The following is a 21,772-nucleotide window of genomic DNA, read 5'->3' on the forward strand; positions in this document are numbered from 1 at the left end:
TATTAGTTTAATATACGATTAAATCCACTTTCTTTTGCGGGCGAACCATATGGATCCGCCTAGTAGGACAATGACTCCTCCGATAACGGCTACGCTGACGATAGGATTCGTTTTATCTGTGCGCTGCATCGGTGCATGTACTGATGACGCTTCTTTCGCCGGTTCAGCTTGTTTCACTTCTGAGCTAGTTGCTGCTTTAGCAGGCGCGTCTACAGACGCTGTAGGCTTAGCTGCATCAGCGGTTGGTCCTGGACTAGCGCTTGCCGTTGGAGATGGCTCAGGGGATTTCGTCTCCACCGCTGCAGCAGCATCGGGTGCTTTCGTCTCGGCTGGCTTGGCGTCTTTCCCTTCAGCAGGTTGTTCCGGCTTAGCGGTAGGCTCACTTTTGGGAACTTCCGCCTTAGGCGGTTCCTGCGGTTTAGGAGTAGGGGTAGGCGTCGGCTCAATGGTAGAAGCTGGCTTGACATAAGCCTTATAAGGGAATAGTGGTTTCACTTTACTATAAATAAAGTTGACCTTTTCCTTGAATACCTCTGGCTGTACATCCTTTTTTCCTACTCCGAACAATCCAGGATTCCCTAACGCTTCAAGCGCGGCTTCGAAAGCTTTATTAATTTCACTTGAACCCGCCCCCACATAAGGCTCCAGTGTTTCAAAGGTCGCCTTAGCCTTGGCTAGCAAGAGTTTAGACTCCGCATAATCATCAAGACCTTTAGATGCATAGGTGAACCTTCGATCTAAGTTCATCACGAGGACAGCTTTGAAATTAGCAATGACCGCTTTACTATCTTTGGCCTGGAAATTAGCATCAAGTGTGACAGCTATACCCTCGCCGAAGTGCGATACGAGTTCTGCTCTTATCTCCTTGTAAGCACTTTCCGCAGCGCCCCAATTGTTCGCTCCATCGCCAACACTGGTTTGAATCAGCTTAAAGGTTTCTGCGACTGCTTCTGTATTGGCGTCACCATACGAGTAGGCCAGTGCGGAGGACGGCAGGATCATCAATGCCACTAGAATAAAAGTCAAACCGGCTAGTAGCCATCGTTTCATCTCTTCACCTCAGTTACGAATGTTTGGAACCATGCAATTCATTGATAATGATAATCATTATCTGTATTTGTGTCAACCATTATTTTACACTGTTGAAAAGATAAACCCCGACTTAACGCACCCACTCATATAAAATGATGTGAGCATAAGCGGGATCAAAAAGAGTGTCCGACTTAAATTCGGCGATCTGCTTCACATGCTCCTGAATCGGTTTTCCCTGCTGCACAAACCCTTCAACAACATGATCGGTGAGCAGCACTCGCCGATCGGGGTTCGCCCCAGCCAACGCTTGAAAGTACCCGTACGTATAGATGCGCTCATGATCGTAGTCGGCCTGCAAGTAGTGCAGGACCCTCGTTTCTTCCCACGTAAACAGCAGGCGAGGTTCTTGCAAACGGCTTACATAGTCATGTAGCTGATAAACTGCCGGCTCTTCCACGGCCTGCCTTTTCAACAGCTCAGCCCCATAGACGACTTGTACGGATATGAGGCCAATAAGCAGGGCATATATGATCTTCGGTGCTATTCTCAGCAGACACGACCGATACGCTGATGCCTTCATCCCTTCTGCCGTGCGAATGATAAAAACAAACATAAGAAGCAATATCGGCGCGACTATCGGAACAATATGGCGCGGTTTCTCAATATTTTGACCAAATAAAGCCCATAGAATGTACAAAACGGCACAGCCACTAAGCCAGAAGATATAACGCCGATTCGCATTCCCATACCCGCTAAGAGCCATGAATCTCCGACCTACCAACGCTGCTGCAACAATCAATGCAAGCCATAAGCCAATGAGAATGGAGCCTCCCAGCAGGGCTGATCCTAATAAATTATGTCCTATGAGCTGGTAGATTCGTTCTCCAAGCGGCATTGGGGTAGAGATAACTCCACCGCCCCATTCGGAGAAGTGGCCTTCTACGAAGGCTAATGATAGCTTCCAGAAACCAGTTAGTGTTCCTTCTGAAAGTACCAGACCCGCTACCCAAAGCAGCTGAAACAGCAGCGCAGCCAAAGCGGAGTACCCCAGTCTCAGCCATCTCCTCCATCCTCCTGCTCCCTGCTGCCATATCGCATACCAGAGTGACAGCAGCGCAAGCCCGAACGGGAAAAAAGATAATCGTGTGCCCATTAGAAACCCGAACATCAACAGCGCTAGCCCATGGCGAAGTAGAGAACCCTGGCGCTCCATCGCATAACGGATACTCCAAAGAAACCACCACAGCAAGGCCATACCCGCGCACTCCGACATGGGACGCGAGGACATGAGCCAAATGTAGGGGCTTGTTAATACGAGCGCTGGCAGCAAAAGACTCCTCATGCCGCTGCCTGTCAGGCGATGTGCTAGTAAAAACATCGGCAGAGCGGAGCTTAAAGCCGCTAAGGTATTGAAGACGGACAAAGCTTTTACGGGATTATTCATCCACTGGTTAATAAACCATCCTCCTAGAATGAAATACGGATAACCCGGAAAATGAGGCTGCATGGCGAGTAGATCATAACGATTCAAAGCCAGCGTGAAGTCGACCTCGTCCCACGTCCGTACGTAGGGACTGGCGTAAAGCAAACTAAGGCATGTTACCCTCGCAATAACGGCAGCTGCGAACAGCATCAAAAACAGGCTGAAAGCGTTACGCCTCATACGCCCGCTTCATTTCGTTTCATCTCTAGACTCGCTTTGCGTTTCGAGACGGGCTGTCTCATTTCTTTATAGATTGCCGGGAGTACGGAGGTCACATACTGTCTGAACTTGATGAACGATTGTCCTTTCGTCCGAACTTGGTAAGAGATCGGAATTTCCTCCAAACGGTACCCCTGGCGAACCAGGTTTAACGTGAGTACCTGCGCGTAGTTATAGTCGTGGATGATAACGGCATTCTCCATGGCATCTCGGGAGAACCCGCGCATCCCGGATTGGCCGTCATAAATCCATCTGCGCAGCAGGATCGCCTGCAGCAATGTGAACGTATAGTTGCCTAAGCGGCGATGCAGCTTCATGCCTTGAATCTGCCCTTTGAAGCGTGAGCCGAAGGTGTAGTCCGCACGCCCGGCGATGATGGGCGCAAGGACATCGGGAATTTGCTCCGGCGGATATTCATTGTCCGCATCAATCATGATGCCGATGTCGGCGCCGAGCAGGCAGCATTGCTTCAACCCTTCACGAACGGCGGCGCCGAGCCCTTTATTGTGTGGGAGCGACACGATGTGATCCGCTCCCGATTCTTTGGCTACGATGACCGTACGATCCTTGGAGCCGTCGTCGATAACCAGCACCTCCACCTCATAATGGGGGTGGAAGTCTCTCGGCACGCGGGCAATGACCCCGCTGATATTCTCTTCTTCGTTGTGCGCAGGCATAAAAACAATAATTTTCTTCTTAATCATGACGCTTAATAGCCTCCGTTAGAACAGGTCCGCGACTGTGGCTGGGGAATGGTGCTCCCAGCAAATAGGCCAGGGTCGGAGCCATGGATACGAGCGAATGCTTTTCATCAATGCGATAGCCGGCTTGGATAGATGGACCGTGCAGGAAGAAAGGCACATAGCGCTCACCTTCGTCCAAATGGCCATGGCCGCCAATACCGTCAGCCTGTCCGTGATCAGCACAAATAATGAGTGTCGTATTCTCCATCATGCCTCGCTCTTCGAGCCAGCCAACGAACTCTTCAATCAATTTATCCGCTTCAGCGATTTTTTGTATGTAGTCGTCATATAAGACACCTCGGCTGTGACCGGTTTGGTCAACTCCAATCAATTGTGCAACGAGTAAATCAGGGTTCTGTTCGGCCATGATCTTCTTGGCTCGTTCAATAATATTGCGATCCGCGACATCATTGTGCATCACAGCGGTCACACTCTCAACGTCATGCCCCATGGAGTCAATTAAGTGCGCAATGCCAAGCATACGTCCTTTTTTCCCAACCTTACGCAGCGAATCGAATATACTCTCAACACGAATCCCCAACCTCCACACCATATTGGAGCGAATCCCGTGCTCGCGCGGATACGTACCTGTGAACATCGAGGAGAAGCATACCACGGTACGTGCAGGATACACCGTTTCCATTTGGGCATATTCGGTGCCTTCCGCTCGCAGTTTCTTCATAAATGGCGCGTCAGCTTCTTCAAATCGTTCTTTGCGCATCCCATCGACAACAATGACAATGACCTTCTTGTTCAGCGCCTGTCCGCCAGCTTTTACATCGCTAGAGTCGCGTGTGTAAGTAGGGATTTCGGCTGGCTTCCAATCGAACAAATATCGGTGGAGAATGAAGCTGTAGAGCAGCAAACCGCCTGCAAAAAGCAGACCTGTTCCCACATCAACGGAAAAACCACCCTCAAACTGACGGAAAAAATGGCTCCATACGAATAGCAGCAGCAAAAACTTAGGCATCTGCTCTTGCGCATTGCCGCTTGTCGAGTCACTATTCTTCAGGACGAGCTTCCAGAACCGTGTGAAATTCCACCATGTCGTACCAATTCGCAGATGATAGTAAAAAGTGCCCCAGAAATAAACCGTAAAAAAGTAAAATAACCCTAGCGCCAGCACATACAGCGAGAAATCGGAACGATCCCATATCAGCAGCGCAGCAATCAGCGGCAGCCATAAATAATTTCGCAAAAAAAGCGGAAAATCAAAGCAATAATACAGTACAAAAAGAGGGAGGGTCACAAGCAACCCCAAACCGGCAGCACCCCAAAAACCAGGATCGGGCCATAAGCCAATATGGTAGAGCAGAAAAACACCCACAACGAAAAGCGGGGTAAACGGTTTCCCTTCATTCAGCAGGTTCCAACAGCGGGCTGCTACAATTTCAAACGATGAAGCTTTTTTCAACTTAATCATCCTTCCGTGCGTTACCATGCGATGATGGTTTTATTTGACCCTTAACCCGGTTAATCCAGGTTTTCATCTCCCGCCAATGTAAGGGCATACTCAAAAGTGAGCATCCCCCTAGCGAATAGGCAAAAAGAAATTTAAACGTATGCGATACGAGCGCCGCCCTATAAGCATCCTTACCATCAACACCCAGCAAGGCAAGTGAACCGCTCATCGCACTCTCATAAGTACCGATCCCACCAGGGGTGATATGAAAGATTTGTCCCGCAATCGTCATACTATTCGCCCAAACGAGGTAGATCGCCCCTAACTGTAAGCCAATCATACGAACAACAGCAAAGATAACACCAGCTTCTAGGACCCAACTTAGTGAAATCAAGCCTATAATGACGCCCCCTTTGCCAGAGAGCATTTTAAGATGAAAATAGGCCGAGTGCTTCGCGACGAACGGAATTTTGCGAATCACTGGCAGGTAATGAGCTGTTGCGAGAATCAACGTTCCTCCAGCCAGCACCGTCACCCATATCCAGGAAGAGGGTAAACCTAACCGTACGATGCCGATTCCCCCAATTCCAGCAAGCACAAGCATATCCAGCAGTCGCATAACCGCAACGGAGTGAAAAGCTTCCTCCCACGATTTCCCTCCATACTTCATAAATAAGCCGGCACGAACGGCATCTCCCACTTTCACAGGAAGTACATGGTTAACAAGCAAACTATAGCTAATGGCATGAAAATAGATGCCGAATCGTACCTCAGGTCCCGCATAGATCCGCCAGGCCCCCGCCTTCAGTACGAAGGAGAGCAGGTAAACGATAAACATGAAGATCAACCATTGCGGTTGATGGAAAAGCATCCCTACATCGCGAAGCCATTCCTTCGAATCAAACCACCGCCATGTTAAATAAATGGAGCAAATGACCAATGCGATCGCTATTAAACGAACAACTTGTCTCTTTGTTGGCATTTCTGTTGTGACCTTCTTCTATACAAAGTGAGCTCAAATCAGATGAATATGAGAATGAGAATCATGCTCAGTATAGGTGCTTTAGGGGGTCCACGTCAACATAAAGGTTTGTTCAATTGTGAATGAATAGTGTTCATGGGAATCAAATAGAAAAGAGCCGCACGATTAAAATCGAGCGACTCCGGTAACAAATTCACTTGTGATCGTGACCTTTGACTGGCAGATTCAGGAGTCTGTCCAAACCAATCGCACTTATCATCATTCTTTCTTTTTTATTGCCGAGCAATTTTTGGGACCAATCAACAAAACCGCCGTCACCAATATTGATTTCTTTTCCGTTTATATTCACAATAACAGTAAACTGCAAACCTTTATAGTACTGGTTATTTCCTTCACTTTCATCTTCGATAACGATGATTTCCGGTGAAACATCTTTGATGAAAAGACTGAGCCTTTGCATGAATCCGTTAGCATCTGTATATCCGGCAAGCCGCTTTAATCTCACTTTTATGTTGGTATTGTATAAAGAGCTAAATACTTTTTGATATACGCTTATATGTTCTGCAAGTGTTTCTTTTTCAAAAGAATAGGAGCCCCGATCCCTTCCTGAGGCAACCATGCAGAACAAGTTAAAATGTGTGAGTGATCCGGGATTACTAAATTTTTGAGCCCTCACATGCCTATGTGTGGTACTGAATCTTAATGAATCATCATTATTTTTTAACGTTCCTTTCTTTAATAAATCGCAAATATGCAGCGCCAATACATTTGTCGCATCTGCCACGACTTCTGTTCCCCTTAGAGCGGATATAATTTTATTTTGGTCTGAAGTCGCCACCACCGAGCAAGAACCTAAAGGCGCAACAGGAGATAATTGCATCGCTTGGTAGGAGTATGATTGAGCAATTTTAAGAATATGAATTTCCATTTGCTTAAGCGCGATAGGGTTAAGTTCGGCAGGCTGCACAAATCTGTTCGCGGAATAGTTTCTCAGTAAATCTCCATATGAAGTATCACTTGTTTTTTTTCTAAACAACTCGAGTAATAACGTGTTTAAATCTGATAATGAAACTCGTTCACTTAATAAATCTATGAAGTCATTTCTGTTTAATTTGTCTAAAATTCTTTGTATTGCTTTACTTTCAGTCATAGACACCCACTCCTATGTTAATTTTGAGAGCGTGTTAAACGTCTTCCCCAGTCTTCCAATTCCTTGCTCTTGAGCTTAGGAAAACGAATGACTACCGTTGTTCCGCTGGCATTATCGTTATTTTTAATGTCTATCTGGTAGCTATCTCCAAAAAATGCTTCAAATCTCTCTCTTACGTTACGAATCCCATACCCTCCCGTATTTCCTTTTTTCATCGTATCCCAGTTTTTTTTAAGTCCCACACCGTCATCTGAGATGCTGATGACAATGTCCTCCCCTTCTACTTGGGCTTTGATATTGATGCTGCCGGTCGTTCTTTCATTAAAACCATGCATAATAGCATTTTCTATGAAGGGTTGAAGTGTTATTTTTGGAATATACCATCCCTTCAAATGTTCAGGCACATCGATCGTAACCATCAATCCTTCTTCCCAGCGCAATTGTTGGATTTGCAAGTAGCATTCCGCATGAATAAATTCTTCGCGAATCGTAATTAGACTCTCCCCGTTGGACAAACCGATTCGAAACATTCTCCCCATAAGCTCTAGAATGTGACTCAGTTTATCCTGCCCTGTTGAAAGCGCCATCCAATTTAACTGATCTAAGGTGTTATATAAAAAATGAGGGTTAATCATCGCTTGAAGCGCTTTAATTTCCGCATTCTTTTGTTGCTTGTATTGATTCTCTAAAGATAAATAAAGCGCTTGAATGCGATCTATTAATTTTCGATACCCGGAGAATAGGACGCCAAACTCATTATAGTAGTCATTCGGCAAATTGATTGTACGGCCGTTGGCCGAGTATCCCCCCATCTCACGAACCAACAGACGGATCGGTTTTATTAACTGGCTCGATACATACAAAGTAATAAATAAAGCGATAACGATCGCCGAAATACCGACGAGAGATAAGATCTCTGCAATACGAACACTTCCGCGTGTAATTTGATTCCATGGCGTAAACTCAACAAGCGTCCAATTTGCATAGAAATGCCTGGCCCATACAATGAAGTGTTTCGTTGCATCTGCATCCGGTTCTCCTTCTATCGAAGGTCCTGATTTTAAATAACCGGATTCACCCTCCATTTTCGGCATGTATGCCTTAACCTTTTTTTGAAGCGAAGAGTCTCCAATTAATGTAATGACCCTGCCCCCAGAATCAAGTAACATACGGTTTGAATCCGGAGTTTCACCGCGCATCAAATTTTGAATAGAAGAAGCTTTCACATGCAGCATTAATAATCCTTGGTAGTTACCGCTATTGGAGTAGATCTTTCGTGCGAAGCTAATAACTGAAACTTCGCCTTGAAGCGATGTAATCGTATGTTGACCTATCCATGTAAAGTCTGTATGATCCACCAACGCATACCAGTCTTGCGATTTAGCCTGTTTTTCATCAATAAAAGCAACGAGGCTTTGGTATTGGGAATGACCCGCATTTTTCATGTAATACTCGATGGATTGAATAATAGGCGTTGCGTAGGTAATATTGGCCAAAAATGTATCTAATTCCACACGTTTTTGATAATTGGAATAGGCATCCTCCGAAATATCCGAATACTCGGACAGGGTAGTATTTCGTGAGGCAGCCAGCGAAATTTGCTCAATCGAGCGCATTTGAATTTCAATTTTATTGTACAGTTCGCTTAATTGGCCTTGCTGGTAATACGACGTCATTCGGGCCATTTCTTGCGTCGAAAGCGTATAGGTCAGCCCTATGACAATAGCTAGAAAAATGACCACAAAGCTGGCCAAACCGCCATATAACAAATAATCGATACGGTATCTTTTAAACATGTTTTTCATTCGCCATTCCGCCCTTATGTGATAAACTCAGCAGGAGTGATTCCAAAATACTTTTTAAACGTGGTGCTGAAATATGGAATATTATTATACCCCACATGATTTGCGACCTCGTAAATTTTCAGCTTTCTCTCCAAAAGCAGCACCTTTGCCTTTTCCATCTTCACCCGAATGATATAGTTATTAATGGTTTCCCCGGTCGCGTTTTTAAATATTTGACTCAAATAATTGCGAGAAATGTACACATTCTCAGCAAGCTCTGCAATCGTAATTTCCCGCGCATAATTTTCGTGGATATATTGTTTAATAAAATCAATAGCCAGCTTATGCTTGAAATTTTCATGCCATTGCTGGTTAAAACAAATTCGCCGAATTTTATCGTTTAACCACTCTTCATATTGGTCAACCTTATAAATTCTACTTAATTCAAGTTCAATGGAATGTCCCTGAAAAATGTCCTCCAGGCGAATTTCTTCGTCGCCCAGCGCATAGCTTAATACCGCCCAAAATTGTGCGCCTAGTACTTTGAATTGGAGCGAATTGTCATTTTGTTTTAAGGTACTAATATAGTTTTGAATAATCTTCTCAGCATTTTTACCCTGAGTGTTTTTAATGTCTTCTACTAAGAGATGATAAAATTTCATCGGCTTCGTTGCCGTTTGTGTTAGATTCGAAAGAGAGTTATCGTTACTTGCATATTCAAATACGCCGGTTGAAAGAATAATGGAACCCTCAGGGGACAAAGATTGAAAAGCTTCTTCCAAAGAATCGGATAAGTTGGACCAATTTTTCTTAAGCCCTCCAATGCCTATCCGAATCGTAATATGGATGTATTTTTGTACACAATCAATGATTTTATTTGCGATTGTTCGAATTCGATCGATCAGTTCGGAATAAAGCGCATGTTTCTCAAAATAAAGAATCAATGCCGCATGATAGCCATGTAACTCAACATAATCAAAGATTGCCTTTTCCTCACAAACAATTTCTTGAATAATGTTATTGATAGCAAATCTAAATAAATACCGGTCAGAAGCGCGGACATCGGAAATTCTTGTCGTTCTCAAAATTTCAATGCCCAATACTACTTGGCTTTGCTCTTGTTCTCTTTGAAAAAAAAGGGTCATTTCATTCAAATCGCTTGCTGTTCCGGTAACTGCAGTTTTTAACCGCTCCTTACGAACGAATGGTTCATATAAATTGATTTGATAGCGAAGCTTGTCCTGCTCCACCTTGATATTATTTTCATGTTGTATAGCATCCATTGTGCGAATCAACGCTTCCCGAATCGTGTTTCTGGAAACCGGCTTCGATAAGTAATCCTCCACATTAAGTCTTAACGCTTGGCGGGCAACTTCAAAGTCCGAATAACCGCTATGAAGGAGGATCCTTCCCATATAGCCCTCTTCTCGTAAGATTTCTATCATTTTCAGTCCGCTCATAACAGGCATATAAATATCGGTGATTACGATATCCGGCTTTGTTTCACGAATCAGCTCCAAACCGCGCGCACCATTCACGCTTTCTCCGACCCATTCAGCACCGATTTCTTCCCAAGGAATCACTTGCTTCATCCCTTTGAGTACCTGTCTATCATCATCAATGATTGCAATCTTCCACATTTCATAACCTCCTAAGAGCTTTCCGAAGGAAAACTTGCTTCGTAAGCTTTGGCTGTGCTTCTACTAAAGAAAGCACCCCCTAATTATAACATTGGATTCCCCTTAAAAGGATTCCAATGTCAAACTAAGGGGTGCTGTAATAGAATAATCCCCCCTTAATGTAACGACATTAAGGGGGAGAACATGATAGAACATGAAGTTATTTTTGATACTCTGCGGCTTTCTTTTTCAACTCTTCAAATCCTTGCTCAGGGGTCATTTTAGAAAACATAATCGATTCGGCAATTGCTTTGTAATCCTTCGTTTCGAAATTGTTCCAGCCCTTCGCCCCAGGGTTAAACTGCTGTGCTCCGTTTGACGTCTTCTCAATCATCTCAACCGTCAGCTTATCTGCTGGAGTAAATTTAGGCTGCAGCAGCGCAAGCGTCTTATTGGAGACTGGCATTCCTCGCGTTGTTCCGGAAATTTCTCCTGCTTCTGGATCGTTGATAAACCAATCGATAAACTTCTTGGCTTCTTCTTTGTACTGGGAATCCTGACCAACGCTGAAGAAGAAAGTGGCCTTCAACCATCCGCCTGCCTGCTTATCTTTAGGCGTGGCGGCTACCCCGATGCTGCCTGGCTTCATGCTTTCCCAAGAAGAAGCTTGTGCCGCATGAGCTGCTCTGAAAATAATTTTCCCATTTATCATCTGGTCAAGCTTCGGATCCAACTCGACATCGGCAACGGCTACATCCGGCGGAGGTACAATGCCTTCTTTTCTGAAGTCATTGAATATTTTGATCCATTCCAACCATGTATCCTTGTCAAAATTAAATTTCCCGTCAGGCGTTACTGGATAGCCTTTGCCTTTGCTTAATTGATAGGACGTATATAAATCCCGGTTTCTTGTGAAATCAGCCATTACATAATGATCCTTGTCCAGCTTGGCTTTTGCATCTCGGGCTAGTTTAAAGAATGCGTCCCAAGCAATGCCCTCCTTCGGCATCTGTAACCCTAGCTTTTCCAAAGAAGCTTTGTCATAAATAAGCCCCCACGCATTCCCGCCAAGCGGAACGGCCGTTTGCTTACCGTTGAATTTCCCTGCATCCACAAGTTTAGGATCGACATCCTTTACATTGATGCTGCTAATATCCGCCAGCTGGTTTCTAGCATTCCAATCTGCAAGCCAGGCGGCATCCATCTGGATGATATCGGGCGCATTTTTTGCGGCAGCCTGTGTACTCAGCTTGTCAATGTATCCGTCAAATCCGGAATACTCAGGTTCGAAAGTGATATTCGGATTTTTCTTTGTATACAAATCAAGTATTTTCAGTGTCGCATCATGCCGCGGTTGAGATCCCCACCACATTATTCGTAGCTTGACTGGTTTATTGCTTGGGGTGCTTGGGGCGCTTGTGCCGCCTTTATCGGCAGCTTTCGGACTCGAGTCCGCTGCACCGCATCCGGCCAACGATAAGCCAATTACTGTCGTTAAAATTGCTAGAGTCAGTTTTTTTCGCATTCTGGCCATGTTTCAAATCCCCTTTTCTGTTTAATAGATTCAATATTTCAAATATTATAATAACCATTGTTAGTCCATTTTCATATAATAGAACTGCACTATTTATTTCAATATTCTCCGAGGATTCGTTACCCCTTAATCCCGGTTGTGGCTACACCCTCGACAAAATGCTTCTGAGCTGTGAAAAAGATAATGACCGCAGGGATGACGGAGACAAGACCCATTGCCAAAAGCTGTCCCCACTCTTGAACGGATTGCGAATCGTTGAGCATTCTTAAGGCCAATCCAACCGTAAACTTCCCAACTGTATTGATATAGAGCAAATGACCGAAGAAATCATCCCAATTCCATAAGAAACAATAGATGATGACGGTAACGATTGCGGGTTTCGTGAGCGGCATAACGATTCTCCAATAGATGGAAAACCAACTGCAACCGTCAATTTTTGCTGATTCATCCAGCTCTCGAGGAATTCCCCGAATGAATTGCACGAGCAAGAACACGAAGAAGGGACCTCCTGCGCCGCCCGCCAAGGAATGCGGTATGATAAAAGGCAAATACGTGTTGACCCAGCCAAAGCTATTGAACAACGAATATTGCGGAATGATCGTGACTTGGCTCGGAAGCATAAGCGTCAGCATTAAAATTGAGAACCAAAAGTTCCGAAACGGAAAGTCCAATCGGGCAAACCCAAAAGCAACAAGGGTGCAAGAAATCACTGTCGTCACCAAAATTCCGGCTTCGAGTTGGAAGTTATTGATATAAAAATCAGTAAACGAATGTCTGGGTATCGCGTTCCAACCGGTTACGAAATTGCTCCACATTAGTTTAGCAGGAAACAAATTGGGTGAGCTCAATTCTTTGTTTGATTTCAATGAAGCCCCAACCCACCAAATGACCGGATAAATCATAACAATACTCATAAAAGCAAGCAGCAAATGCCTGTATACATTTTTCCGCATGAAACTATTTGTCATTTCTTCTCCCCCCTTCGGATTCATAGAAGACCCAGTATTTAGAGGTCAGAAAAATAAAAGCGGTAGAGGCTGCAATGATCAATAACATAATCCAAGCAAGACCTGAAGCATAACCCATCTGGAACTGACCAAAGGCCCTATCGTACAAATAAAGCGAATACACATAAGTGGAGTTCATAGGCCCACCGCGATCCGTAATAATCATAGCTGGAGTAAACATTTGGAACGATCCGATGATCCCCATTACGAGATTAAAATAAATAGTTGGCGAAAGCATAGGCAGCGTAATTGCAAAAAATTGTCTCGCCTTGCTGGCTCCGTCAACCGACGAAGCTTCGTAAAGATCTTGAGGAATTTGTTTGAGACCCGCCAAAAAAATGACCATTGCTGAACCGAACTGCCAAACTACGAGCAACACTAGTGTCCCCAAGGCTGTATTGGGACTTGTTACCCAACCGCTTCCTTCAATTCCGAAGAAACTAAAAATATGATTGATATACCCATCTTTTCCGAAGATATTTTTCCATAAAATGGATACTGCTATACTCCCCCCGATTAGCGAAGGAAAATAGATCATGGTTCGGTAAGCTGACATCCCTTTAATGCTTTTGGTTAACAACATTGCAATAAATAAGGCGGCAATAAGTCTTAACGGCACCGAACCGAGAACATACATAAAAGTAACCTTAACCGACCCGTAAAACTTCGTGTCCGTCGTGAAAATTTTCTCGTAATTTCTAAGCCCTACCCAATTCGCTTTTTCCAGCAAACTGAAATCGGTAAACGAATAATAGAGCGATAAAATCATAGGATAGAGAGTCAAGCCCAAGAATCCAATTAGCCATGGAGAGATGAATAAATATCCGGCAATAGGCGACTCCCAACGTTTCTGCTTAGCGGCTCTCCGTTTTGTCAATGTAGTTGTAACAGATGCTCCCATGCGGCCACCTCATATATGTTTTTACTAATTATAATAACAAATGATAGGGCATCGCTATGAGAGTAAACTCCAATTTCTTTCAATATATTAAGAATTTTGTTACCCATCCAGCATAACGTGTTGACACGGCCAAAACGCAAAAAAGAACGACCCTCAACTAAAGTTAAGAGTCGTTCTTCGAGAATGCTATTTGTGCAAGCTTGAGCTTACAGTTTTACAACGTTCTCAGCTTGTGGTCCGCGGTTGCCTTGAACTACGTTGAACTCAACGCGTTGGCCTTCGTCCAAAGATTTGAAACCTTCGCCTGTGATTGCGGAGAAATGTACGAATACATCGTTGCCGCCTTCAACTTCGATAAAGCCAAATCCTTTTTCTGCGTTAAACCATTTAACTGTTCCTACTGCCATGGGTAATACCTCCAAAGTTTTATTAACATGTCTTTTTTCTTGTTTCGAACAAAAAAATTACACATTGGAAAAGGTTTCATTTAACTTAAATGATAACCCTTTGCAATACGCAATTCAGGTTTAATCTTTAAGACTATTAATACTGTACCACACAATATTGGGTAATGCAATTATCCCTCAAAGGGATTTCTTGTTAAAGATAGAAGTTCTTCTCTGTCCTCTACTTTCAAGGCAATTGCCAGTGCAATTACGACATCTTTCGACGGCTCGATTCGACCATTTTCGATCGAATTTAGGATGGAATAACTGACTCCTGCTTTCTCGCCAAGCTTGCGAAGCGTAAGATTTTGCTGTTGTCTCAGCTCTTTCAACCTAGTATGAAACGCCATTCATGTGCCCCCTCAACCTTAACCATTTTTTGGATGCCTTGCTGTCTGCGAATTTCAGCACTAATTTTGTCGAATAGATCTTGCCCAATCGGGCGGCTTAATAATTTTGCCAAAATCATTCTTATGCAGGCTTTCGGTTTTCTTTTATATATCATTAAAAAGAGTCATCGGTCAACAAATAGCCCTGACTCCCATCCCCTTTCAATTGTGGTCGGTGCTTCACCAAGAAAGGAGGATCGAGAATAGGGCTTTCTATCCGAAAAAATTATAAATGACGGCCTATAATGAATCTGTCTTTCCAGTAACCTGTGTTTAAATCACGAATAACCACACCAGAGCTGGTCGTGTTGCTAATGAACTTACCATTCCCTATATATATGCCCACATGGTTAATGCGACCCGGTTTGCTAACGCTAAACATGACGAGATCGCCTTTTCTTAATTGCGCTTTATGCTTAACCGGAGTTCCTACTTTCGCTTGTGCGCTTGAACCCCATGGGATCGTAATGCCATTCTTCTTAAATACCATCTGCGTAAAAGCAGAGCAGTCCAAGATTAAACGATTCGTATCCCTTACGCCAAATCTGTAGCGAACTTTACCAATATAGGATTGTGCGGTACGTACGATTCTGTCATCTTTGCTGGCACTCGTTGCACTGTAAGTGGCAGTTGTTGCCGCGGAGTCCGTTGCTGCATGGGCGGACTGCGGACTAAGGATCATCGTTCCGGAAGTTAACAAGGAAAGGCTTAGGCTTATCCCCACTAACGATTTTATAAGGCGGTTCTTCTTCATTGCTTGCATGATTGGATGTCCTCCTTCATGGATCGTGGTGTGATGGGCTTGTATTACCCTGATTCCACCTTATCACATTACGAAAACCCAGTATTTACCTGAAAAGGGAGGAAGACACGGTACGCCTAGCATAATCAGCCATTCTTAGAATTTCATGAGAATTGGCTGAGCATCTATTCCTTGACAGCGGAGAAAAGTTATGCAGAAGTTGAAAAAAATTACTTTAAAAATGCGTTAATGGACAGACGTTCGAACAGCGGCTCTAAGCCGAATAACCCTCATTCATCCTGGTAACTATATAATATAGGGGATGTTACAACAACATCATCAGGCACTGGGTAGCCCACCAAAGTCCTAATTAATCGAAAATATCTGCAATGTATAGGGGTACATTATTCCCCAATTTACTTCTTAAACATTCCATATGACAAAATAGTTGTTGTTCTTGCTGTTCGTCTTGATTCTTGTCCCAATTCGATATAACAATAAGTGCTGTTATGTCGATTTTATTTGACTCAATATTTTTGTTACAAAAGCAACATTGATAGGTTTGGTTACTCATTGGAATTAGACCTCACTTCCATCCATAATTCTGAGATAGTCTGTTTAAAGAATTCTCACTAATATTTTTCAATGCTGTTACAACTCCGCTTTCACTTTCTAGAATTACGTACGTTAAATTTTCCTGCACCAATATCTTTGATATACACGCTAATACCATCAGATTGAGATAAAACATTACTTGGTGACAATTTCAAATCAGTAATATCTGACGGGCTAAAACCCCTACTCATTAATCTTTCAGCACCATGTTCCGTAGTTTTTATTACGCTTTGAATTTCTTCTTTAGCAAGAAATTCTCCTATTGCTTACTCACTTCAACAAGCATTATTTTTCTAAATAAAGAATTTTGCTCGCAACAACGTTGATCTTATCTCCCGAGTTAAGCAAGATAGTCAAATGAATACTGTTAATGTATTTTTCGGGGTCATCAAACTTTGAAATAAACATGGTATCATTACTTACTATAATTTCGTTAATGTAAAAACCTGCCCCCCAAGGCTCACACAAACTTATATCTACAAACAATACATCTTCAAAATTCAGTTCAGCTTCTACTTTCCCCCTAGTAGGGTTATGCAATTTGAGTGGCACTCTAATTTTATGTTCTGTATAATTACAGAAAATCTCATGGACTTCTGCATCGTGTAAATCTATATCTGATACTTTATGTTTAGATTGTTTATCAAAAATAATCATAGAATTAACTCCTTTCAATCATTTGGAATATCAGTTACTGTATCCCCGGGCCAATAATGTGTATCCCCAGTTTCCGGATGCTCCATTCTATTTTTTCCGTCCGGTGTAGCATGATAGTGTTAATACTCCCTCACCTTCACCCCTTAAAAACGGATAAATTAAGGTTCTCATAAATTCTAGGGTTCAAGAACTAAATAATAGTCCTCAGAGTCAAAAAAATTGTACTGTCCATTGTTCTGCTCAATGGATTGAATTACAATCGTTTTCAATATAAATTAAGTAATAAACAATTTCATTGCATTTTTCACATGGTTCAGCAACTCCGTCTACCACAACTTTCTTTAGCCCTTTCTTTCCGGTATCGTTACCTCCCCATCTGATTTCATCACTGATAAAATATTTATAGTCCCATGTATCGCCGAATTTGAACTGAATTTTTATTTTGCTATCTTGATGACAACTACAACATTTGGATTGAACAACTAAAATATTATAAGCACTCATCTAATGTCCCTCCACATTGAAGCCTGCTTGATTAAGAAATTTAGCGAGTCTTGCATCATTGGTAATAAGTGGGGCTCCTTCTTTTATTGCTGAACCAGCTACGGCAGCATCGGATGATTTTAACACTCTTCCCAGTACTTCCGCTTGCGAAATTAGTTGTTGGATTTCTTGCTCAGTCATAGCACTCCCAATGCTTCCTCCACGTTCGCTGAGGAATTGGCGAAGCACATCAACATCCCCTTTAGATAGATACTCTTTAGCAGCAGTATTTGAGACAACGGGGTAATCATACAATCACTTTAATTTCTTTACAGTAAAGCCTTTTGTCTTTGCGTGTTCATTTATTTTTGAAATCAAATCATCTTTATAAACTGAACTGCAATACGGAATTTCTCTATGACCATCAGTTGGATAGACATATTCAGGGAATATTATGAAATTTACTGAATCCATTTTTTTAATAATAAATTCATTCGCTTCAAATTCCCCATTTCTAATGTGAAAAGATGTGATGAAGTAATGAATATCTTCATACAACTCTTGTGAAGAAATCTCAGCTTCTAAGAATCTTTCAATTACATTAATCATATAGATGATACCTCCTTACTTAACTGGGTACGCACTAAGCATACCGCCATCCTCTGAAATTACAACTTTTATCGTTGTTTCTCCTGCAGTCCCTATTGTTTTCCCTGCATCAATGAAAATTGAATATGACTGGTTTCCTTTTTGTGTCAAACCATTATCTATAACATTCTTTACTTCACCATACACAACATCATAAATTTAGGATGTTTAATGAAAAATTCGGCTTAAAAATAGCTTCAATGCACTTTTCGCTATTATTACGTTGGATTTTTAGTTGCTTATAATTACAAGAAATTCTCTCTACATCTTTCAATTTCACATCAAATATCGGAGTTTCATAGCTATGATGGTTTAGACTTAAGCTACATTCTTTTTCGTATATTGAAAAGGTCATGACAAGCTTAAATCCGAAGCTGTCAGTTTTACTATAAATAAACACTCCTGCTTCTTTTTCACCGATAGTTACTGGTTCACTCTCGAACAGTTTGAGTAACTCGTATTCGTCAAATTGAATGAACATTTAGCTAACCCCTTATCTTGGAATGACTGTTACAACATTTCCATTAGCGGCTTTGGGATCATACTGTTTCCCTGCATACATGGCCGCCGACGTATAAGGGTTCGAAAATCCGCTCACAATGTTCCCAAACGCGTCGTACCGGTATTGCATCAGCGATTTCCCTTTATCGTTCGTCACATCCTTTACACTGCCCAGCGCATCGGTCCGCCCATACACGATTTTTCCTTCCGAATTTTTCTTCATCGTCAAACCATCCGCGATGTTGGCCATTATTTTGATGATTACCTTGATTCCCATGACTTCCATGACTTCCATGATTTCCATGATCATCGTCATCATCACCAATAAACCGCGCATTTCTGAACAGTCTTTGCGCCACGGTCTGATTTCCGGCCCGGTAGTACTCCACCGTCCCAGCTATCCAAGCAGTTACATCGAAAGCAATTTCACCTGTCCAATCATACGAACTTCCGAAGTATCACAGTACTCCGAAACTGTTGCATTGGTCACTGAATTGCCCGGTTAATCTCCAGCCGATAGCTCCATGACGCTGGGCCTGTCTCATCTTCCAAGAAGAGATGCTTCCCATCCGCAATTTGCTCAGGTATCGGGGGTGTTGGGGGATTTTCCGGCTTGTCTCCGTTATCAGCATCACCACTGCCGCCGTCTCCGTCCTCACCGCCACCATATAGAGTTAACGCAAAAGCATTATTTAGGTTATACCTATTCAAGCTTTATGTGCATACAACCGAAATGACGAAATCTTTATATACGGTTGTTATATGGGTAAAGTGTGTTATTGGTTGAATATTTTGCTCATTCGACACTGGTTAGCCCCACCACTGACACATAATCTTTCAAGCCGATTCGATTACACGTTCGTATATGTGAATTTTCTTTCAAACGAAAAATCACCGTCCCTCTCCCATTTAGGGAAGGAGCCGGTGATCATCTTATATCCAACAGGTTACGGAGTTACCGGTTTACCGTCCTTAAACTCGCCTTCGAATTGTAACGTACCATCGGAATTATACAACTTGCCTTTACCATGAAGTTTGTCCGCCTTGTACTCACCTTCGTAGATTAAAGTCCCTGCCTTATCGTAGAATTTTCCGAAGCCGTCTAACAAATCGTTCTTGAAGTCTCCTTCTGCCCGCAACACGCCATTGGTGTAATACGATTTCCCTTTACCGTTAGCCTTGTTGTCTTTGAAATCTCCTTCATATCGGACTGTCCCATCGACAAAATATGTCTTTCCTTTACCTTCATAGTGAAAGTGATTCCATTCACCGTCATAAAACGTAGTACCTTTATCGGAGACGTACTTCCCTTGTCCCATGGCTTCTCCATCAATCAGATCGCCTACATAGACGCCGCCGGATGCATAATAAAACGTACCCTGTCCCTTTATCTCATTATCTATAAAATTCGCATCATACCACAAATTTCCGTTCTCTTTATAGAGCTTACCATGACCATTTATTTGCCCTTTTGTCCATTGTCCTTCATAGAAAAGTTGTCCTCCTTTGTAGTAAAGCTTACCTTGCCCTTCCATTTTCCCGTCATGAAACTGGCCTTCGTAGATTAACTTTCCATTTGAAATAAACTTGCCGTTTCCTTCTCTCTTACCATCCTTCGTTTCACCTTCATAGGTTAACTTGCTGTCTGTAAAATAAATAGTTTTATTCAAATAACTTAAAAGGGAGGAATGAATATAAATTCGTCTCACGGTCCCATCCCATATGACCGATTGACCCGTAGCTTCTCCGACAAAACGCAGCGGAACGAAGGTGCTTCCGTTAATAATCTGGGGGGCCACGGATAATTTTTGCTCCTTACCGTTGATGTTGGCCGTACTTTTGCCAATTTGCAAAACGATCTTGAATTTATTCTTCGTTCCGGTAATAGTCTTAGTTTCTGCATCCCATTGAATTTGAATCCCCAAGTTTTCGAAGATTGGGCGAAAAGGTACTAGCGTCGTTCCATCCTGAAGAAAAGGCGGTTCTTCAAAGTCGATTTTTTCGCCGTCAACCAGCACTTGAATGGGCTGCTCCTCCGCATACACAGTATTTGATAGCCCAAGTACAAATAATAAAAAGATAAGTAGTAATAGTTTCTTAGACATAGAATCTGCTCCTTTGAGACTGTCGATTAATTTCTGGTTAAGTGTAACCTTGCCTATAAAAGCGCCTAGAATAAATTAATCGACAGTTTTATTATATTTACAGGTGATTATACAAGTGCATTTAGCTAAATAACCGAACCCATTGAGTACCAGTTTCTGTTGGATTCCATTCTAAACATTCAAACCCAAACCCTGCGTCTATCACTATTTGGTTCGCTTGTGTCAAAAATTCTATTGCTTCATCACATACCTGGTGCTTGAAATAAATCGTGATTTTTTTCCTTTTATTAATTGATTTAGGATAAGAGGAATCAATCTCTCCGCTTTCTATAAAACTTAAATAAGTGTTTATTTTTTCCTGAAGTAAACTTAAATGCAATTGAATATCATTCCAATCCACATCATCTTTAATTGTGAGATTAACTTCGCCAGTAACTTTATCCAACCCTATGGAGTCCAATTCATTTGCGTTCTCAAGTGTCAAGCCTTTCACCCCTCAGTCACTTTCAACCGGCCCTGTTCCAGGTGGTCTTGGTCTTACTACGTTAACTCTTGTTGGTGGTATTTCAGTCCCACCTGTGTAACTCCCTTTTCCTTTGCCGACAACTTGAAACGTTCTCCCAGTTACCATGCCTGTCGGACGAGTTCTTGTCATAAGAGAGGGTGACTCAAAAATATGAGTCAGCCTCTTCGATTAATCACCTAAAGCAACAATAGATTTATTACTTTCTAAAGCCTTTAAACACAGATTCTTTAACCGTTCCGCAAAATGGATTTCATTCTCCTTACCAAAATTCATTTTGAGATAATTACATGTTTCAACTAGTGACTCTATATCTTTTGCATTTAAAATTTCATCACCATAGGGGTCAAACTCAATCAGAAAATGATACTGAGGTGGAAAATCCCCACGATGTTCATACAACACTGTATGAATATCGTCATCAAAATCCACAACTTCATTGGTCAATTTTGCTTCATCAACACTATTCGCTAAACAAAAAGTTATTGCCATAGTATTCACTCCTTACTTTATGGGGAAAGCCGTAATAACATTTCCGCCTTCATCAAGAACCACTTTCAAAGTACTTACTGGATCATTAAACTTATTTACGCCGATCGGGCTATCATAGGTTTTTTGAAAAATATACCCATCCCGACCATAAGAATTGGGTTTGATTAATGAGTCTGCCCCTGTAAGAGTGTCATCAATTCCCTGTTTAATATCGAAATCAGGATTAAATTTACTCTTATTCGCAACAGTAGAGTCTGGTCCGTGACGATCTAGAATATGATCATTAAAAGTCTCATCACTTAAATTGTAGTTTTT

General features: G+C 42.5%; 26 protein-coding genes. All 26 read right to left on the bottom strand.

Going from position 1 to position 21,772, the window contains the following annotated elements; translation table 11 throughout:
- Positions 1–18: 18 nt before the first annotated feature.
- Complete coding sequence (locus BLT91_RS15460; RefSeq protein ID WP_090822412.1) at positions 19–1,050, bottom strand: hypothetical protein; 1,032 nt, start codon at positions 1,048–1,050, stop codon at positions 19–21.
- A 112-nt stretch (positions 1,051–1,162) separates the two neighbouring features.
- Complete coding sequence (locus tag BLT91_RS15465) at positions 1,163–2,695, bottom strand: hypothetical protein (RefSeq protein WP_090822415.1); 1,533 nt, start codon at positions 2,693–2,695, stop codon at positions 1,163–1,165.
- Complete coding sequence (locus BLT91_RS15470; protein ID WP_090822416.1) at positions 2,692–3,438, bottom strand: glycosyltransferase family 2 protein; 747 nt, start codon at positions 3,436–3,438, stop codon at positions 2,692–2,694. The genes BLT91_RS15465 and BLT91_RS15470 overlap by 4 nt, the downstream gene beginning before the upstream one ends.
- On the bottom strand, positions 3,431–4,891 hold the full coding sequence (locus BLT91_RS15475) for an alkaline phosphatase family protein (protein ID WP_090822418.1): 1,461 nt from the start codon (positions 4,889–4,891) through the stop codon (positions 3,431–3,433). The genes BLT91_RS15470 and BLT91_RS15475 overlap by 8 nt, the downstream gene beginning before the upstream one ends.
- 1 nt (position 4,892) lies before the next feature.
- Positions 4,893–5,861, bottom strand: a complete 969-nt coding sequence (locus BLT91_RS15480) for a lysylphosphatidylglycerol synthase transmembrane domain-containing protein (RefSeq protein WP_090822420.1) — start codon at positions 5,859–5,861, stop codon at positions 4,893–4,895.
- Between the two features lie 193 nt (positions 5,862–6,054).
- Positions 6,055–7,011: a hypothetical protein gene (locus tag BLT91_RS15485; protein WP_090822422.1), complete on the bottom strand. Its 957-nt coding sequence runs from the start codon at positions 7,009–7,011 to the stop codon at positions 6,055–6,057.
- A 17-nt stretch (positions 7,012–7,028) separates the two neighbouring features.
- The gene (locus BLT91_RS15490) at positions 7,029–8,816 is read right to left on the bottom strand and encodes a cache domain-containing sensor histidine kinase (RefSeq protein WP_090822424.1); all 1,788 of its coding nucleotides are present in this window, start codon (positions 8,814–8,816) and stop codon (positions 7,029–7,031) included.
- 14 nt (positions 8,817–8,830) lie between these two features.
- A complete protein-coding gene (locus BLT91_RS15495) occupies positions 8,831–10,435 on the bottom strand; it encodes an AraC family transcriptional regulator (protein WP_090822426.1) in 1,605 nt (534 codons plus the stop codon).
- Between the two features lie 199 nt (positions 10,436–10,634).
- Complete coding sequence (locus BLT91_RS15500; RefSeq protein ID WP_090822428.1) at positions 10,635–11,948, bottom strand: ABC transporter substrate-binding protein; 1,314 nt, start codon at positions 11,946–11,948, stop codon at positions 10,635–10,637.
- Positions 11,949–12,067: 119 nt separating this feature from the next.
- Positions 12,068–12,916, bottom strand: a complete 849-nt coding sequence (locus tag BLT91_RS15505; RefSeq protein ID WP_090822430.1) for a carbohydrate ABC transporter permease — start codon at positions 12,914–12,916, stop codon at positions 12,068–12,070.
- Positions 12,906–13,832 carry a carbohydrate ABC transporter permease gene (locus tag BLT91_RS15510; protein ID WP_254776969.1) on the bottom strand — a complete coding sequence of 309 codons (927 nt, stop codon included), beginning with the start codon at positions 13,830–13,832 and terminating at the stop codon, positions 12,906–12,908. Before BLT91_RS15510 ends, BLT91_RS15505 begins: the two co-directional genes overlap by 11 nt.
- A gap of 230 nt (positions 13,833–14,062) precedes the next feature.
- On the bottom strand, positions 14,063–14,263 hold the full coding sequence (locus tag BLT91_RS15515; protein WP_028555213.1) for a cold-shock protein: 201 nt from the start codon (positions 14,261–14,263) through the stop codon (positions 14,063–14,065).
- A 170-nt stretch (positions 14,264–14,433) separates the two neighbouring features.
- The gene (locus BLT91_RS15520) at positions 14,434–14,652 is read right to left on the bottom strand and encodes a helix-turn-helix domain-containing protein (protein ID WP_090822435.1); all 219 of its coding nucleotides are present in this window, start codon (positions 14,650–14,652) and stop codon (positions 14,434–14,436) included.
- Positions 14,631–14,765 carry a hypothetical protein gene (locus tag BLT91_RS33540; protein WP_302847498.1) on the bottom strand — a complete coding sequence of 45 codons (135 nt, stop codon included), beginning with the start codon at positions 14,763–14,765 and terminating at the stop codon, positions 14,631–14,633. The genes BLT91_RS15520 and BLT91_RS33540 overlap by 22 nt, the downstream gene beginning before the upstream one ends.
- A 152-nt stretch (positions 14,766–14,917) precedes the next feature.
- Entirely contained in the window at positions 14,918–15,454 is a 537-nt protein-coding gene (locus BLT91_RS15525) for a C40 family peptidase (RefSeq protein ID WP_090822437.1), read from the bottom strand.
- Between the two features lie 879 nt (positions 15,455–16,333).
- Positions 16,334–16,705, bottom strand: a complete 372-nt coding sequence (locus tag BLT91_RS15535; protein ID WP_090822443.1) for a hypothetical protein — start codon at positions 16,703–16,705, stop codon at positions 16,334–16,336.
- Positions 16,706–16,945: 240 nt separating this feature from the next.
- Positions 16,946–17,209 (bottom strand): hypothetical protein, encoded by a 264-nt coding sequence (locus tag BLT91_RS15540; RefSeq protein ID WP_090822445.1) that lies wholly within the window; start codon positions 17,207–17,209, stop codon positions 16,946–16,948.
- Positions 17,210–17,437, bottom strand: a complete 228-nt coding sequence (locus BLT91_RS15545; protein WP_141224997.1) for a type II toxin-antitoxin system VapC family toxin — start codon at positions 17,435–17,437, stop codon at positions 17,210–17,212.
- 66 nt (positions 17,438–17,503) lie between these two features.
- Positions 17,504–17,797, bottom strand: a complete 294-nt coding sequence (locus BLT91_RS15550) for a hypothetical protein (protein ID WP_175532319.1) — start codon at positions 17,795–17,797, stop codon at positions 17,504–17,506.
- 190 nt (positions 17,798–17,987) lie between these two features.
- Positions 17,988–18,317, bottom strand: coding sequence for a hypothetical protein (locus BLT91_RS15555; protein ID WP_090822452.1), 330 nt, complete (start codon positions 18,315–18,317; stop codon positions 17,988–17,990).
- A 12-nt stretch (positions 18,318–18,329) separates the two neighbouring features.
- Positions 18,330–18,674: a hypothetical protein gene (locus BLT91_RS15560; protein ID WP_141224998.1), complete on the bottom strand. Its 345-nt coding sequence runs from the start codon at positions 18,672–18,674 to the stop codon at positions 18,330–18,332.
- A gap of 149 nt (positions 18,675–18,823) precedes the next feature.
- A complete protein-coding gene (locus BLT91_RS15565) occupies positions 18,824–19,048 on the bottom strand; it encodes a hypothetical protein (protein ID WP_090822457.1) in 225 nt (74 codons plus the stop codon).
- Positions 19,049–19,284: 236 nt separating this feature from the next.
- Entirely contained in the window at positions 19,285–20,442 is a 1,158-nt protein-coding gene (locus tag BLT91_RS15570; RefSeq protein ID WP_090822459.1) for a stalk domain-containing protein, read from the bottom strand.
- A 121-nt stretch (positions 20,443–20,563) separates the two neighbouring features.
- Entirely contained in the window at positions 20,564–20,926 is a 363-nt protein-coding gene (locus BLT91_RS15575) for a DUF6572 domain-containing protein (RefSeq protein WP_090822460.1), read from the bottom strand.
- A gap of 12 nt (positions 20,927–20,938) precedes the next feature.
- Positions 20,939–21,097, bottom strand: coding sequence for a hypothetical protein (locus tag BLT91_RS31640; protein ID WP_175532320.1), 159 nt, complete (start codon positions 21,095–21,097; stop codon positions 20,939–20,941).
- 39 nt (positions 21,098–21,136) lie between these two features.
- Positions 21,137–21,457: a hypothetical protein gene (locus tag BLT91_RS15580; protein ID WP_090822462.1), complete on the bottom strand. Its 321-nt coding sequence runs from the start codon at positions 21,455–21,457 to the stop codon at positions 21,137–21,139.
- Positions 21,458–21,772 lie beyond the last annotated feature (315 nt).

Source organism: Paenibacillus sp. yr247 (genome assembly GCF_900103825.1).
Lineage (GTDB): Bacteria > Bacillota > Bacilli > Paenibacillales > NBRC-103111 > Paenibacillus_E.

Bases quoted from the DNA above. Each gene is read 5' to 3' on its own strand.
- BLT91_RS15460 (WP_090822412.1), bottom strand. From the start codon at position 1,050: ATGAAACGATGGCTACTAGCCGGTTTGACTTTTATTCTAGTGGCATTG.
- BLT91_RS15465 (WP_090822415.1), bottom strand. From the start codon at position 2,695: ATGAGGCGTAACGCTTTCAGCCTGTTTTTGATGCTGTTCGCAGCTGCC.
- BLT91_RS15470 (WP_090822416.1), bottom strand. From the start codon at position 3,438: ATGATTAAGAAGAAAATTATTGTTTTTATGCCTGCGCACAACGAAGAA.
- BLT91_RS15480 (WP_090822420.1), bottom strand. From the start codon at position 5,861: ATGCCAACAAAGAGACAAGTTGTTCGTTTAATAGCGATCGCATTGGTC.
- BLT91_RS15485 (WP_090822422.1), bottom strand. From the start codon at position 7,011: ATGACTGAAAGTAAAGCAATACAAAGAATTTTAGACAAATTAAACAGA.
- BLT91_RS15490 (WP_090822424.1), bottom strand. From the start codon at position 8,816: ATGAAAAACATGTTTAAAAGATACCGTATCGATTATTTGTTATATGGC.
- BLT91_RS15495 (WP_090822426.1), bottom strand. From the start codon at position 10,435: ATGTGGAAGATTGCAATCATTGATGATGATAGACAGGTACTCAAAGGG.
- BLT91_RS15500 (WP_090822428.1), bottom strand. From the start codon at position 11,948: ATGGCCAGAATGCGAAAAAAACTGACTCTAGCAATTTTAACGACAGTA.
- BLT91_RS15505 (WP_090822430.1), bottom strand. From the start codon at position 12,916: ATGACAAATAGTTTCATGCGGAAAAATGTATACAGGCATTTGCTGCTT.
- BLT91_RS15515 (WP_028555213.1), bottom strand. From the start codon at position 14,263: ATGGCAGTAGGAACAGTTAAATGGTTTAACGCAGAAAAAGGATTTGGC.
- BLT91_RS15520 (WP_090822435.1), bottom strand. From the start codon at position 14,652: ATGGCGTTTCATACTAGGTTGAAAGAGCTGAGACAACAGCAAAATCTT.
- BLT91_RS15525 (WP_090822437.1), bottom strand. From the start codon at position 15,454: ATGCAAGCAATGAAGAAGAACCGCCTTATAAAATCGTTAGTGGGGATA.
- BLT91_RS15535 (WP_090822443.1), bottom strand. From the start codon at position 16,705: ATGATTATTTTTGATAAACAATCTAAACATAAAGTATCAGATATAGAT.
- BLT91_RS15540 (WP_090822445.1), bottom strand. From the start codon at position 17,209: ATGAGTGCTTATAATATTTTAGTTGTTCAATCCAAATGTTGTAGTTGT.
- BLT91_RS15550 (WP_175532319.1), bottom strand. From the start codon at position 17,797: ATGATTAATGTAATTGAAAGATTCTTAGAAGCTGAGATTTCTTCACAA.
- BLT91_RS15555 (WP_090822452.1), bottom strand. From the start codon at position 18,317: ATGTTCATTCAATTTGACGAATACGAGTTACTCAAACTGTTCGAGAGT.
- BLT91_RS15560 (WP_141224998.1), bottom strand. From the start codon at position 18,674: ATGCGCGGTTTATTGGTGATGATGACGATGATCATGGAAATCATGGAA.
- BLT91_RS15570 (WP_090822459.1), bottom strand. From the start codon at position 20,442: ATGTCTAAGAAACTATTACTACTTATCTTTTTATTATTTGTACTTGGG.
- BLT91_RS31640 (WP_175532320.1), bottom strand. From the start codon at position 21,097: ATGACAAGAACTCGTCCGACAGGCATGGTAACTGGGAGAACGTTTCAA.
- BLT91_RS15580 (WP_090822462.1), bottom strand. From the start codon at position 21,457: ATGGCAATAACTTTTTGTTTAGCGAATAGTGTTGATGAAGCAAAATTG.